Origin of the sequence: Allosphingosinicella deserti (assembly GCF_003012735.1) — a bacterium.
GTDB classification, from domain to species: domain Bacteria; phylum Pseudomonadota; class Alphaproteobacteria; order Sphingomonadales; family Sphingomonadaceae; genus Allosphingosinicella; species Allosphingosinicella deserti.
Genome location: NZ_PXYI01000003.1, coordinates 376462 through 390973, shown reverse-complemented (window position 1 = coordinate 390973; position 14512 = coordinate 376462). Strand labels below are relative to the sequence as shown.

Annotated in this window: 10 protein-coding genes; 6 read left to right on the top strand and 4 right to left on the bottom strand. The window is 66.0% G+C overall.

All coding sequences use genetic code 11. The features are described from left to right. Nucleotides 1-7 precede the first annotated feature (7 nt). Complete coding sequence (locus C7I55_RS10215; RefSeq protein WP_106512824.1) at nt 8-2932, bottom strand: TonB-dependent receptor; 2925 nt, start codon at nt 2930-2932, stop codon at nt 8-10. Nucleotides 2933-3146: 214 nt separating this feature from the next. Between C7I55_RS10215 and araD1 the strand changes: the two genes are divergently transcribed. From araD1 to C7I55_RS10200, 3 genes are all read left to right on the top strand, one after another. Beyond that, nucleotides 3147-4136 (top strand): AraD1 family protein, encoded by a 990-nt coding sequence (gene araD1, locus C7I55_RS10210; RefSeq protein ID WP_106512823.1) that lies wholly within the window; start codon nt 3147-3149, stop codon nt 4134-4136. A 2-nt stretch (nt 4137-4138) separates the two neighbouring features. Then, on the top strand, nt 4139-5071 hold the full coding sequence (locus C7I55_RS10205) for a Gfo/Idh/MocA family protein (protein WP_106512822.1): 933 nt from the start codon (nt 4139-4141) through the stop codon (nt 5069-5071). A gap of 66 nt (nt 5072-5137) precedes the next feature. Next, on the top strand, nt 5138-7489 hold the full coding sequence (locus C7I55_RS10200; RefSeq protein WP_106512821.1) for a glycoside hydrolase family 127 protein: 2352 nt from the start codon (nt 5138-5140) through the stop codon (nt 7487-7489). 77 nt (nt 7490-7566) lie between these two features. Here C7I55_RS10200 and C7I55_RS10195 read toward each other — a convergent pair whose 3' ends face one another. Next, nucleotides 7567-9372: an IlvD/Edd family dehydratase gene (locus tag C7I55_RS10195; protein ID WP_106512820.1), complete on the bottom strand. Its 1806-nt coding sequence runs from the start codon at nt 9370-9372 to the stop codon at nt 7567-7569. Nucleotides 9373-9670: 298 nt separating this feature from the next. On the opposite strand from C7I55_RS10195, the gene C7I55_RS10190 reads away from it, so the two are divergent. Further along, nucleotides 9671-10807 carry an aldose epimerase family protein gene (locus C7I55_RS10190; protein ID WP_233222147.1) on the top strand — a complete coding sequence of 379 codons (1137 nt, stop codon included), beginning with the start codon at nt 9671-9673 and terminating at the stop codon, nt 10805-10807. 193 nt (nt 10808-11000) lie between these two features. On the opposite strand, the gene C7I55_RS10185 is transcribed toward C7I55_RS10190, so the two are convergent. Then, nucleotides 11001-11975 (bottom strand): helix-turn-helix transcriptional regulator, encoded by a 975-nt coding sequence (locus C7I55_RS10185; RefSeq protein ID WP_158266369.1) that lies wholly within the window; start codon nt 11973-11975, stop codon nt 11001-11003. 190 nt (nt 11976-12165) lie between these two features. On the opposite strand from C7I55_RS10185, the gene C7I55_RS10180 reads away from it, so the two are divergent. Together C7I55_RS10180 and C7I55_RS10175 are read left to right on the top strand one after the other, a co-directional pair. Beyond that, the gene (locus tag C7I55_RS10180; protein WP_106512818.1) at nt 12166-12963 is read left to right on the top strand and encodes an AraC family transcriptional regulator; all 798 of its coding nucleotides are present in this window, start codon (nt 12166-12168) and stop codon (nt 12961-12963) included. Between the two features lie 75 nt (nt 12964-13038). Further along, entirely contained in the window at nt 13039-13851 is an 813-nt protein-coding gene (locus C7I55_RS10175) for a class I SAM-dependent methyltransferase (RefSeq protein WP_106512817.1), read from the top strand. Here C7I55_RS10175 and C7I55_RS10170 read toward each other — a convergent pair. Then, a complete protein-coding gene (locus tag C7I55_RS10170) occupies nt 13815-14438 on the bottom strand; it encodes a TetR/AcrR family transcriptional regulator (protein WP_106512816.1) in 624 nt (207 codons plus the stop codon). The two genes, C7I55_RS10175 and C7I55_RS10170, sit on opposite strands and share 37 nt — an antisense overlap. Nucleotides 14439-14512 lie beyond the last annotated feature (74 nt).

The window sequence follows — 14512 nt, the reverse complement described above, 5'->3', positions numbered from 1 at the left end:
GCCCGCCTTACGGAAAGGAATAGCGCACGCCGAGCGCGACGGTCCGGCTGAGGATGGTCGATCCGAAATTGTGGGTGTCCGGCCCGCCCGCATCGGCGAAGCGGTAATAGGATTGGCTCAATTCGTCGGTCAGGTTGGTCGCATCCAGCGTCACTGCCAGGCGATCGTTCAGGCTGTAGGTGAACTGGAAATCAAGGCTCTTTTCCGGCTGCCGCCAGATGCCGATCGGATTGGCGAACAGGCGCGCCTCGTTATTGTTGAGGAAGTTCTTCCGCCACACCCAGGACAGGCGAAGGCCGACCGGCCCGCGCTCATAGGCCCCGGTGATGTTGTAGGAGAAATCGGAGACTCCGAAGAAATCGGATTCCTCCTCGCCGATGATCTCGCCTGAACTGTTGGTCTGCGGGATGTTCTGCTTCGACTTCAGCCAGGTGAAGCTGCCCTGCGCACCGAGACCCTTGAGAAGGCCCGGGAGCTCGGGGAAGAAAACGAAGCCGAGTTCGACACCCTTGAGCACGCCGTCGGATGCGTTGACCGGTTGGGTGACGACGAATTGCGTCGTGTTCTGGTTGGAATTGGGGATCGTGATCTGACGACGGAGCGGCACCACGAGACCGTCTATCTCGCGCCGGAACAGGGTGGCGTAAATCGCGCTGTCTCGGGTGAAATACCATTCGAGCGCGATGTCGAAGTTGCGCGCCTTGGTCGCGCCGAGGCTGGGGTTGCCGCCGACACCCGTGCCGTAGCCGACATTGGTGAGATCGCCGGTCAATGCGAAATAGGGATTGAGATCGCTGAAGTTCGGCCGGCGCAGCGTCTCGCCGAAATTGAAGCGGAAGCGAAGAGCGTCGGTGATGTCGTAGCGCAGGGTGACGCTCGGCATCACTTCGCTCAGCGACTGCGAGGCCGAGCTCGACACGCCGGACTGGCGATCGGTGAAATCCATCTCCGTGTCGACATAAACGTAGCGGACACCGGCTTGGACTTGGAGCGGCCGGCCGAACAGCTCATGCTCGAGATCGGTCTGCGCATAGGCCGCAAGCGTGCGTTCGTTGATGTTGAAGTTCTCGAGCAGGGTCATTGCGTCGCCGACACGCAGAGTGGGTGCGACGCTGCTCTTGTACAGCTGCCGGATTTCGTCGGCATGGTCGAGCAGATAATAGCCGTTGGCGACCAGCCAGGAATCCGGCACGTTCGAGCGACCGTCGAAAAATCCCTTGTTGGTCCAATAGAGGCCTGGATCGAGGGTTGCGAAGCTTTGATTGAGCGCCCCCGTATTCTGGTCGCGCGAGGCTTCGCTGGCGCCGCGATCATCATAGCGGACGCCGAAACTCAGGCGCTTGAATAGGCCGGAGCCGAATTCGTAATCGGCGTCGGTCGTGACGGTGAAGGCATCGCCCTTGTTGCGGTTGGCGGTGTCGTAGAATTCGCCGACCGTCCAGTTTGCGGGGTCGAGCAGCTGCGCATTGTCGTTGAACTCCCAGGCCGGAAGCCCGCCGCCCGAATTGAAGTCGACGGTCACCGAGTCCGGCACGCGTGTCGTCCGCATCGCGAGAAACTGCGATTTGAAGCGGCTTGTCTGGTAGGAGATATCGGCGTTCAGTTTGAACTGGTCCGAGAGATCCCACTTGCCGGCGAGCGCGTAGACGTAGCTGTCGGTGCTCTGCTTGGTGAAGTCGCCGCTGTTGAACCCGAACGGCGCTCCGACCGTCCGCGACTTGATGATGTTGGTGCCTTCGTACAGCTCGAAGGTCGATGCGGGGTTGGCGCCGAGATTGCCCCACCAATCGGCAAAGGTGAAATGCAGATTGTTGAAGGTCGTGTTCCGGAAGCCGTCCCAGAAGAACTCGAACGTATATTCCGACGTGTCGTTCGGCGCCCATTGCAATGCGACGTTGACGGCCGGGCGCTCGCGCTCGCCGCGGAAATCGCTTGCGAAGACCGCGTCACGGGAAAGCAGATACGGATATTGCGCGCCGTTGATCGTCAGGGTCGAACCGGGTGCCGTCGGCAGACCGCGATCGAGCCCTGCCTCCCACAACAATTGTCCCGGCGCACGGCAGTCGCTGTTGAAGATGCGCTCCAGCGGTGTCCAATTGCCCGGATTGGGTGGATCGCACGTGTTCGCGGCCCCGACACCGCGCGGCGGAGCGTCGGCGGTTGCGAAGGGGACGAGCGCGCCGGCGGTGATGCTCTGGTCGCGATACTTGGTGCGCGCGTAGCTGACGTTGACCAGCGCGCCGATGTCGCCGATCCCGGTTTCCCAGCGCTTGCTGAGCAGCGCGCTGACGTTCGGATTGAATGTGTCGGCCTGCTCGTGCCAGATCCCGCGCGCCGCGACGGAGAATGCGGAATCTTTGAAGTCGAACGGACGGCGGGTGAAGACGTCGATCTGGCCGGCGATCCCGGTCTCGATCTGCTCTGCAGCCCGTGTCTTGTAGACGTCGATCCGGCTGACGAGGTTGGCCGGGATATCCTGCAGCGCGAACTGGCGGCCGGACGCGGTGAAGATCGCCCGTCCGTTCCAGGTGGTGGTGATGTCGGGCAGGCCGCGGATCGAGATCGCGTTGGCCTCGCCGCCGGTGCGGCCGGTAACCTGGATGCCGGGCACGCGCTGCAGGGCGTCGACGACATTGTTGTCGGGCAGCTTGCCGATATCCTCGGCCACCACCGACTCGATGATCTGGATTGCGTCGCGCTTGTTCTGGAGGCCCTCGATGATGCTGGCGCGCACGCCGGTGACGATGATCTCTTCCTCCCCGGCGACTATATCGTCCGGCGCGGCGACCGTGTCGTCCTGCGCGGCGGTGACTGAACCCGAAGGCGCGACCGGAACATCACCTTGCTGTTGATTGTGCGCCAGAGCCGGCGCGGCGGCGGTCCCTATGATCAGAATCGACGCGGACCAGAAAAGCTGTGCCTTGAAAGACATACTTATCCCCTCTCTTGGTGCCCTCTTGCGGGGCCATTACTCAGACATAATGCCGATCAAATCCGGGACGCAAGCGCCAATCGTGATAACTCCTACAAATCGACGAACCGTTGCCGAGAGGACACGACAGAGGTGATTGATCGGCCGGCACTCAGCAGATATGTCTGAGTAATCAAGGTAAGATGCGGCAGCGCCGCCTGTGAGAGGATCGACGATGGGTTTGAGACTGGTTCAGCTGCGCGCAGCGGACGGCACCAACATGGTGGCGGCGCTGGACGACGATGGCAGCGCGCGGCGGGTGCATGCGTCGAGCACCTATGCGCTTGCTCTCGCCGCGATCGACCAGGGAGAATCACTCGAGAAGACCGTGGCCGCCCGCGTCACCGGCGAGTCGATCGATGTCGCCGCCGCCGAGGCCGAGGGCCGGCTGCTGCCCGCCATCGGCCATGACGATGCGGCGCACGTCCATCTGACCGGCACCGGGCTGACCCATCTCGGTTCCGCCGAAGGTCGCGACAAGATGCACAAGGCGGCGGCCGGCGGCACCGTCACCGATTCGATGCGCATGTTCCAGATGGGCGTCGACGGCGGCAAGCCGGTTGGGGGCGCAACCGGCGTCCAGCCCGAATGGTTCTACAAGGGCGACGGCTCCTGCCTCGTCGGCCCCGGCGCCGACCTGCGCTCGCCCGGCTTCGCCGAGGACGGCAGCGAGGAGCCCGAGATCGCCGGCATCTATGTGATCGATCGCGACGGCAATCCGCGCCGCCTGGGTTTCGTTCTCGCCAACGAATTCTCCGACCATGTCGTCGAGCGCGGCAATTATCTCTGGCTCGCCCATTCCAAGCTGCGCCCGGCGGCGATCGGCGCCGAATTGCTGGTCGGCGCGCTGCCCGACGACGTCAGGGGCACCAGCCGCATCCTGCGTGACGGCGAGACCCTGTGGGAGAAGCCGTTCCTCTCGGGCGAGGCGAACATGTCGCACAGCATCGCCAATCTCGAGCATCACCATTTCAAATATGATCTCTTCCGCCGCCCGGGCGACGTCCACGTGCATTTCTTCGGCACCGCCACCCTGTCCTTCTCGGACGGGGTGACGACCAGGGAGGGCGACGTGTTCGAGATCGAAGCGGCGCCGTTCCGGCTCAAGGTGCGCAACCGGCTCGCCGCAGCCGAAGCGCGCGCCGCCAGGGTCTCGGCGCTCTGAACGTGGCCCCGATCAGGATTGCGATCGTCGGTCTCGGCAAGATCGCCCGCGACCAGCACCTCCCTGCCCTCGGCCGCAGCGCGGATTACGATCTGGTCGCGATCGCCTCGCGCAATGCGGCCGCGGACGAAATCCCGAGCTTCGCAACGCTGGACGAACTGCTCGGCTCCGGCATCGCCCTCGACGCCGTGTCCTTGTGCACGCCGCCGCAAGGCCGCCACGCCATCGCCCGGGCTGCAATCGCGGCCGGGCTTCACGTCATGCTCGAAAAGCCGCCGGGCGCGAGCGTCAGCGAAGTGCTCGACCTCGCTGATGCGGCCGCGGCCAAGGGCGTCAGTCTGTTCGCCAGCTGGCACACCCGCGCCGCGCCGGCGATCGAACCGGCCCGTTCTCTTCTCGCGGGGCGGACGATCGAGAGCGTCAGCATCGTCTGGCGGGAGGATGTCCGGCGCTGGCATCCCGGCCAGGACTGGATCTGGGAGCCCGCGGGCATGGGCGTGTTCGATCCCGGCATCAACGCATTGTCGGCTGCAACCCGGATCCTGCCGCGCGCCCTCTTCCTCGAAGCCGCCGAACTCTCCTTTCCGGAAAACCGCGCCGCGCCGATCGCGGCACAGCTGCGCCTGTCCGACGCCGCGCGCACGCCGATCTCGGCCGATTTCGACTGGCGAGAGACCGGTCCGCAAAGCTGGGACATCCACGTCGCAACCAAAGAAGGCCCGGTCCTGCTCTCCAAGGGCGGCGCCGCGCTCGCGGTCGATGGCGAGACGGTGATCGACGGCGGCGAGATCGAGGTCGAGTATCCCAATCTCTACGCCCACTTCGCGGATCTGGTCCGCGGCGGGCGCAGCGATGTCGATCTCGCGCCGCTCCGGCTGGTCGCCGATGCCTTCATGCTCGGCCGGCGGCGGTCGGTCGAAAGCTTCTCCGAATGATCCGGAGGGGATGATGGATCGAGTGCACTACGCTGCCATGCCCCCGTCTGCGGCGGCGCTCGGCTGATGCTGTCGCGGCGCACCTTTCTCGCCTCGGCAAGTGCCCTCGCGCTCGCCGGTCCCGCCCTCGCCGCGGCCGCGCCGGACGCGGGGGTGATCAAGGTGCGCCCGCTGCCGCTGTCGGCCGTGCGGCTGAAGCCTTCGCCTTATGCCGACGCGGTCGCGGCCAATCGCCGCTTTCTGCTGGCGCTCGAACCCGGCCGCCTGCTCCACAATTTCCACAAGAGCGCCGGCCTTGCGGTCCAGGGCGCGCTCTACGGCGGCTGGGAAGCGCGAGGCATCGCCGGCCACTCGCTCGGCCATTATCTCTCCGCCTGCTCGCTGCTCCACGCCCAGACCGGCGATCCCGCAGTGCGAGGGCGCGTCGTCGCGATCGTCGCAGAGCTGGCGCGATGCCAGGCGGCGCATGGGGACGGCTATGCCGGCGGTACGACCGTCGAGCGCGACGGCAAGGTCGTCGACGGCAAGATCGTCTTCGAGGAGATCCGCAAGGGCGACATCCGCACGTCCGGCTTCGACATCAACGGCGGCTGGGTGCCGCTCTACACCTGGCACAAGGTCCATGCCGGGCTGATCGATGCCCACCGCTTCGGCAACGTGCCGGAGGCGATGCCGGTGATGATCGGCCTCGCCGACTATCTCGGCACGATCCTCGAAGGGCTTTCCGACGACCAGCTGCAGAAATTGCTCGCCGCCGAATATGGCGGCCTCAACGACGCATACGCCGAGACCTATGCGCTGACCGGCAACCGCCGCTACCTCGCGCTTGCCGAGCGAATCCGCGACCGCAAGATCCTCGATCCCCTCTCGGAGGGCCGCAACATCCTTCCGGGCCTTCACGCCAACACCCAGATCCCCAAGCTGATCGGCCTCGCCCGGCTGCACGAATTGACCGGCGATCCGCGCCAGGCCGCGGCGGCGCGCTTCTTCCACCGGACCGTGGTCGGCCACCATAGCTATGTGATCGGCGGCAATTCCGAACGGGAGCATTTCGGCAAGCCGGACACCCTCTCGCCCTTCATCACCGATCGCACCTGCGAGGCGTGCAACAGCTACAACATGCTGAAGCTCACCCGGCATCTCTTTTCCTGGCAGCCGGACGCGGGCTTGTTCGATGAGTACGAGCGCACGCACCTCAACCACATCCTTGCGCACCAGCACCCGAAGACCGGCATGTTCGCCTACTTCATGCCGCTGACCTCGGGTGGCCGGCGGACCTGGTCGACCCTCGACGATTCCTTCTGGTGCTGCGTCGGCTCCGGGATGGAAAGCCACGCCAAACATGGCGAGTCGATCTACTGGACGTCGGACGACACATTGCTCGTCAACCTGTTCATCCCCTCGACCGGCATCTGGGAGGCGCGGGGGATGAGTGTCGATCTCGACACCTCCTATCCCTTCTCCGATCGCATCGCATTGACCCTCGCCAAGGCGCCCCGCGCCGAGACGGTGATCGCGTTGCGGATCCCGGGTTGGTGCGCGGAGCCTGCTGTCAGCCTCAACGGCAAGCCGGTGACGCCGCCGCGGGAGAATGGCTACGCAATGCTGAAGCGCCGCTGGCGCGCCGGCGATCGCATCGAGTTGCGCCTGCCGATGACGCTCAGGACCGAGGCCACGCCCGACAATCCGGATCTCGTCGCCTTCCTGCACGGCCCCGTCGTCCTCGCGGCCGACCTCGGCCCGGCCGAGGCGCCGTTCGAGCAGATGCCGCCAGCGCTCGTCGCGTCGAACGCGCTCGCGCGGATCGAGCCGGTCGACCCGTCCGCGCACGTCTTCCGTGCCGCCGCTGCGGTCCCCCGGCCGGCAACGCTGCGGCCCTTCTTCACCCAATATGATCGCCGCACGGCCGTCTATTTCCCCCGCTTCGGCGAGGCGCAGTGGCGCGAGCAGGAAGCTGGCTTCGTCGCGGCGCAGGCGGAGCGGCGTGCGCTCGAGGCGCGCACGATCGACCTCGTCCATCTCGGCGAGATGCAGCCGGAACGCGACCACGCCTTCCGCTCCAACCAGAGCGACCTGATCTCCTTCGAGGGACGCAGCGGACGTCAGGTCTGGTGGGGGACTGGCAATTATCTCGAAGTCGCAATGGACGTGAAGAGCGGCCCGCTGCTGCTGCGCGCGGTCTATTGGGGCGAAGAGGTCGACAAGAATTTCACGATCGCGGTCGACGGCACGATCATCGCGGAGGAGCGGCGCAAGATGGCTCCGTCAAAGGCATTCGTCTCGGTGGACTATCCGATCCCCGAAGCGCTCATCCGCGGCAAGGCGAAGATCGTGGTCCGAATCGAAACCAGGGGGAGCGACGCACCGGTCTACGAATTGCGGACCTTGCGCGCCGCGCCTCCGCCAACCGCCACTTAGCCCCTCTCCCCTTTGGCCTCAGGATCGAGAGAGGAGCGAGCGCAGCGAGTCTTTTGAACTGCCGCGCCCGTCAGGCCTCAGTGATTGTGCCGCGGGACTCCGAACACCTGTCCGATCCGCTGATACTTCACCGCCGGCTCGATCACCGCGCCCGTGGACAATTGCCCGACCGTCGCGCGCGACATTTCCTGCCACGGAGTCTGGTTCTCGGGGTAAGGATAGCCGCCCTGCGCCTCGAGCGCCGTCCGGCGCTCGGCTAGTTCCTCGTCGGAAATCAGAACATTCGCCTCGCCCTTCCGCAGGTCGATGCGCACCCGGTCTCCGGTGCGCAGCACGGCAAGCCCGCCCATCGCTGCTGCTTCCGGCGAGGCGTTGAGGATCGACGGCGATCCCGACGTGCCCGATTGGCGGCCGTCGCCCATGCACGGCAGCGCGTGGATGCCCTTCTTGAGCAGGTCCGCCGGCGGACGCATGTTGACGACTTCGGCGGCGCCCGGATAGCCGATCGGGCCGGCCCCGCGCATGATCAGGATCGTGTCCTCGGTGATGCCCGCTGCCGGATCGTCGATCCGGGCGTGATAGTCTTCGGGCCCGTCGAACACGACCACCGGACCTTCGAACGCATCGGGATCGTCCGGATTGCTCAGCCACTTCGCCCGGAACTCGTCCGAGATCACGCTCAATTTCATGATCGCGCTGTCGAACAGATTGCCGCGCAGGACCGAGAATCCGGCATTCTCCTTGAGCGGCCGGGAATAGGGCCGGATCACCTTCTCGTCCTCGATTTCGACGCCGCGGCAATTGTCGCCGATCGTGCGGCCGTTCACGGTCATCGCATCCTCGGCGATCAGGCCCTGGCGGATGAGCTCGCCGACCACCGCCGGCACGCCGCCGGCGCGGTAGAAATCCTCGCCGAGATATTCGCCCGCCGGCTGCAGATTGACGAGCAGGGGAATGTCGCGGCCATGTTCCTGCCAATCGTCGACCGACAGTTCGACTCCGATATGGCGAGCGAGCGCGGCGAGATGGATCGGTGCGTTGGTCGATCCGCCGATCGCCGCATTGACCCGGATCGCGTTCAGGAAAGATTCGCGGGTGAGCACGTCCGACGGCTTGCGATCGCTGGCGACCATCTCGACGATCTGGAGGCCTGTACGATAGGCGGATTCCTGACGATCACGATACGGCGCCGGGATCGCGGCGGAGCCGGGCAGCGACATGCCGAGCGCCTCGGCCAGCGAGTTCATCGTCGAGGCGGTACCCATCGTGTTGCAGAAGCCGGTCGACGGCGCCGACGAGGCGACCAGCTTGATGAAGCCCTGATAATCGATGTCGCCGGACGCGAGCAGTTCGCGCGCCTTCCACACGATCGTGCCCGATCCGGTCCGCTCGCCCTTGTGCCAGCCGTTGAGCATCGGCCCGACCGAGAGGGAGATTGCGGGGATGTTCACCGTCGCCGCCGCCATCAGGCACGCGGGCGTGGTCTTGTCGCAGCCGGTGGTAAGGACGACGCCGTCGAGCGGATAGCCGAACAGCACTTCCACCAGGCCGAGATAGGCGAGGTTGCGGTCGAGGCCCGCGGTCGGGCGCTTGCCGGTCTCCTGGATTGGATGAACCGGGAATTCGAAGGGAATGCCGCCTGCTTCGATGATGCCGGCGCGGATGCGTTCGGCGAGGATCAGGTGGTGGCGATTGCATGGGCTAAGATCGCTGCCGGTCTGGGCGATACCGATAATCGGCTTGCCCGATTGCAGCTCTTCGAGCGCCAGGCCGAAATTCATGTAGCGCTCGAGATAGAGCGCGGTCATGTCGGCGTTCGACGGATCGTCGAACCAGGCGCGGGAGCGGAGCTTTTTCGGATCGGGCGTGGAGGTGTTGGCCATGTTCTATCGTTCACCGTGATCAGAGAAGTGGCTGGACGCGGCAACGAGCCGGCGCGCGATGCGCTCCGTTCGGCCGTGCAGGAAGAGACGTCCCCTATGGGGCAGGATGCCGGACGCGAATACCCTCTTCATTACTCAGACAAGTGACAAATTCCGTGATCCACCACAAGGATTTTCGGCATCCTCTCGTGCGCAAGCTCGCGCGGTGCGACGTTCGGCCCCGCAGCCGCTGGATCACGCACGCGGCTCGTGTATATACTCATACAAAATGGCATCAGCCACGAACAGGAGGGATTTGATGAAGGCTTTGACGTTGACGATGATCGCGGTGGGAAGTGTGATGCTCGTAGCGCCGGCCATGGCTGCGGACGTCTCCCGCGCCCCGTTCGGCAAGATGCCGGACGGCGAGACGGTCGAAGGGATCATGCTGACCAACGGGTCCGGCATGCAGGCGCGGATCATCACCTACGGCGCGGCGCTGCAGTCGCTGCTGGTGCCGGATCGGCACGAGGAACTGGCCGACGTGACGCTCGGCTATCCGACGATGGAAGGCTATCTCGCCAAAGGCGAATTCTTCGGCGCCACCGTCGGCCGGGTCGCCAACCGCATCGCGGGCGGCAAGTTCACGCTCGACGGCAAGAGCTACCAGACGCCGCTCAACGACGGGCCCAACGCGCTCCATGGCGGCACCAAGGGCTTCGACAAGGTCAATTGGAAGGTCGTCGAGGTCAAGGACGGCGCCGCCGCCAGCGTCACCCTGCGCTATGTCAGCCCGCACATGGACCAGGGCTATCCCGGCACGCTCACCGTCACCGCCACCTACACGCTCGACGAGAACAACATGCTCGGAGTCGACTATCGCGCGACCACCGATCGCCCGACCGTGGTCAACCTCTCCAACCACGCTTACTGGAACCTTGCCGGCGAAGGTGCGCCGGAAGGCGCAATGGGCCATTTGCTCACCATCCCCGCCGACCATTTCACGCCGGTCAACGCCACCCTGATCCCGACCGGCGAGTTCCGCCCGGTGGCAGGCACGATCTTCGACTTCCGCCGGCCCAAGCCGATCGGCGAACGGGTCCGCACCAACGAGGAGCAGATCCTGTTCGGCAAGGGCTATGATCACAATTGGGTGGTCGCCCGCGACCTTTCCCGCGAACCGCGCCTGCTCGCCCGCGTCGAGGAGCCGAATTCCGGCCGGGTCATGCACGTCTATTCGAACCAGCCCGGCATCCAATTCTATTCGGGCAATTTCCTCGACGGCACCATCGTCGGCAAATCCGGCCGCCTCTACCGCCAGGGCGATGCGATCGTGCTCGAGCCGCAGATGTTCCCCGACGCGCCCAACCAGCCCGCCTTCGGATCGGTGCGCCTGAACCCAGGCCAGACCTACCGCAACTCCATCCAGTTCCGCTTCTCGACCGTCGGGGAGTAAGGCAGGCGGTCTCCGGCACGGGAGCGATCAGGGCCAGCGATTGGGCTGCTTTACTCCTCCACCCCTTCGGGCTGAGCTTGTCGAAGCGCCTTCCCATCTTCCCTCGGACGAGGAGAGAACAAGGAAGGACTTCGACAGGCTCAGCCCGAACGGGGTTCTTGATCGAATCTCGGTTTCAAATGCCCGCCCGCCGTCAATGCCGCGCTTCGCCGCTCCGCCACTCGCCCGGCGTGCAGCCGAACCGCCGTTTGAACAGGCGGTGGAAATGGGAAAGATCGGAGAAGCCGACGCCATAGGCCACGTCGATCACGCGCTCGCGCCCCGCCAGCAAGCGCTCCTGTGCGCGATCGAGCCGAACGCCGTGAAGCTCTTCCGTGAAGCCGATCCCCGCCGCCGCGAAGGCGAGATGGCCGGCGCGTTCGGACAGCCCCACCGCCGCCGCGATCTCGCGCATCGTCAGGCACGGATTGGCATGGTTGCGCGCAATCAGCTCCCGCATCGCGCTGACCCGCGCCGGGCCGAGCGCGGGCCGCGCCGCCTCCAGCTGATCGTCGCTGTTGCCGACGCACAAGGCGGCGACGAGCTCGGCGATATGGCGCTCGGCGATCGGCTCGAGCGCGCCGGTGCGGGTCGCCTCGCGCCACGCCGTCCGGGCATAGCTCTGCAGCAGCCGCATCACGGTGCGCGACCGCGGCTGGAGCAGGCCCGCCGCACGCTCGGGCTCGACACCGCGGATCGCATCACGGCCGAGCCGGATCAGCATCACGTCGGCGCGTGGCCAGCTGGTGTCGAGCGTGCGGTCGAACTTGGCGAGCACGCCGTCGCCCCGTGCGAGCCGGACGCGATGATCATAATGGTCGACCTGCCCTTCGCCGCTCAGCATCGAGAAGAAGATCAGATCCTCGTCGCGATCGCGCAGGCAATCCTCGTCGCGATTGTTGCGGATCGAATCCAGCCGGGTGATGCCGAGCCGGACGTCGCGGCCGCCGACCAGGGTGAAATCGACCGACATGTCGCCCCCCTCGAGCGACGACGGACTGCAGCCGGTCAGGGTCTTGCCCATCACGTCGCGCCAATAGGCGGCGCGGTCCCACTCGGGCAGATCGTCGGTGGAAAAGCGGAGCAGAGTCGGCCCGCTCCCCCCATCCGCCGCGCCACCTTTCCGCATAAGCCTACAGCCCCATCCTGTGCGCTGCACAATTTCCCTGATCGGCACCGATGGCAAGCGGGAAAGCGCCCGTTCACCGATCCTTGCGAACGAAGTTTCAGACGGGGCGCCGATCATCTCCATTCGAATTGGCCAAGATCGCGCAATCCCGTATGCTTGTGTCGGGCAAGCTGGGGCAAAGGATCGGGAATTGGCGAGCGGCGGTTTCAGGATGCTGCCCTGCGCGACAACCGGCACCCAGGCGGTGGTTGCCAACTCACGGCTCCAATTCGCGCGGCACAGCCACGATCAGTTCGGGATCGGCGTGATTGAGCGCGGGGCGCAGAGCTCATACAGCGGCCGCGGCCGGGTCGAAGCCGGTCCGGGCGATGCGATCACCGTCAACCCCGGCGAAGTTCATGACGGCGCGCCGATCGGCGAGTCCGGCCGCTCGTGGCACATTCTCTATTTCGATCCGGAGCTGGTCGGCACGGCCGCGGCGGACATCTTCGGCGTTTCGCCGGCCGGGTTCGAGCTCAGCCGCCCGGTGATCGGCGATGTCAGGGTCACGTCCCTGCTCGACCGGCTCTTCGCCGCCGAAGCAACGCCCTCGTCCGAACGGGTCCTCCGCGATGAGCTGCTGCTCCGTCTCGTCGCGGCGATCGGCGGCCACCCGCCCGTATCCGTTTCCGCAGCGCCCGAGATCGCCCGTGCCCGTCAGAAGATCGACGATGATCCGACCGGCTCGATCAGTCTCGCCGAGCTCGCCGAGATCGCCGGCCTCAGCCGCTTCCAGCTTCTTCGCGCCTTCCGTCAGGCAAGCGGCCTCACCCCGCACGCCTATCTCGTGCAGCGCCGGATCGAGCTCGCCCGGCGCCTGATCCGCACCGGCGCAGTGCTCGCCGACGCCGCCGCGGCGGCCGGCTTTGCCGATCAGAGCCACATGACCCGCATCTTCGTCCGCAAATTCGGCCTGTCCCCGGGCGCCTACGCTCGGGCGGTCGGCTGAGCCGCGTGCAATATCGTTCAAGATCGGAGTCGACCGAAGCCGCTAACCCGGGTTCCCGGCGATAAGGAACCCGCAATGACCGATACCCACCTCTACGTTCACGGCTACGATAGCAAAGAGGCTGAGCGCCTCGCCGACCAGGCCTCGGCGCTGCAGCCCTTGATCCACGCCGGCACCCGTTACCCCGCCGGAAGCCGGGTGCTCGAGGCCGGCTGCGGCACCGGCGCACAGACGGTCTCGCTGGCGCGCAACAGCCCCGGCGCGCAGATTGTCTCGGTCGATCGCTCGGCCGCCTCGCTTGCCGACGCGGAAGCGCGGGTCCGCGCAGCGGGGCTCACCAACGTGCAGCTCCTCGCAGCCGACATCATGGATCTGCCGTTTGCGCCGGCCTCGTTCGATCATGTCTTCGTCTGCTTCGTGCTGGAGCATCTCGCTGATCCGGCCGAGGCGCTTCGCCGCCTGCAGGCCCTGCTCCGGCCCGGCGGCACGATCACCATCGTCGAGGGCGATCACGGCTCGACCGCTCTCCACCCGGACAGCGACGCCGCGCAGGCCGCCGTTGCCACCCTGGTCGCGCTTCAGCGCAGCAGCGGCGGCGACGCCAACATCGGCCGGCGTCTCTATCCCCTCCTCCGCGAAACCCGATACACCGCGATTCGGGTCGCGCCCCTGCTCGTCTATATCGACGGCAGCATGCCCGAACAGGCGGAGGCCTTCACCCGGCGCACCTTCGCGGCAATGGTTGAAGGCATCGGCCCGGCCGCGATCGAGGCCGGGCTGATCGATGGCGAGACGTTCGCCGCGGGAGTGCGCGCGCTGCACCGCGCCGCCGAGCCCGACGGCGTCTTTGCCTATACCTTTTTCAAGGCCGTCGCGACGACGGCCTGATCCGCGGCGGCGAGGCTCTCCCGGACACGCGCCAGCGCGAGATCCTGGGGGGCCGCTTCGCCCATCAATTCGAACGCGCCGTTCAGCGCGAACGTGCAATGGCCGTGCACGGTCGCGACCAGCGACCGGGCGAGGCGCGGCGCTTCGGCGCGTGCCGGCTCCGGCAAGGCGGCGGCGACCTCGCGGGCGACGATCTCGGTCAGCACGCTGCGCCGGTCATGCTCGTCGTCGGTGAGCACCATGCCGGGCGGCAGGCGGTGATCGTAGATCGCCATCCACAGGTGCGGATTGTCGCGCGCGAAGCTGAAATAGCCGTCGACCAGAGCGGCGATGCGGTCGCCTTGTTCCCCCTCCAACCGCGCCTCCAGGTGCCGCGCCCACAGCCCGAAGGTTCGCGTATTGATCGCCGCAAGCAATCGGTCGAGACTGCCAAACACATTGTACAGCGTGCCGATCGAATAGCCGATCTTCTTCGCAACCTCGCGGGCGGAAAAGCGGGAGAAGCCGACCTCCGCCATCTGGCGGTGCCCCTCGGCGAGGATCAGTTCGAAAAGCTCGGTACGGCTATGGTCGGATCGTCTGCCCATGAGGTGCGCCTAGGCAATAAAATGAACAGCGTCCATTATTTTAATTGAACGGTGATAAATTCTGTGCGAGACAC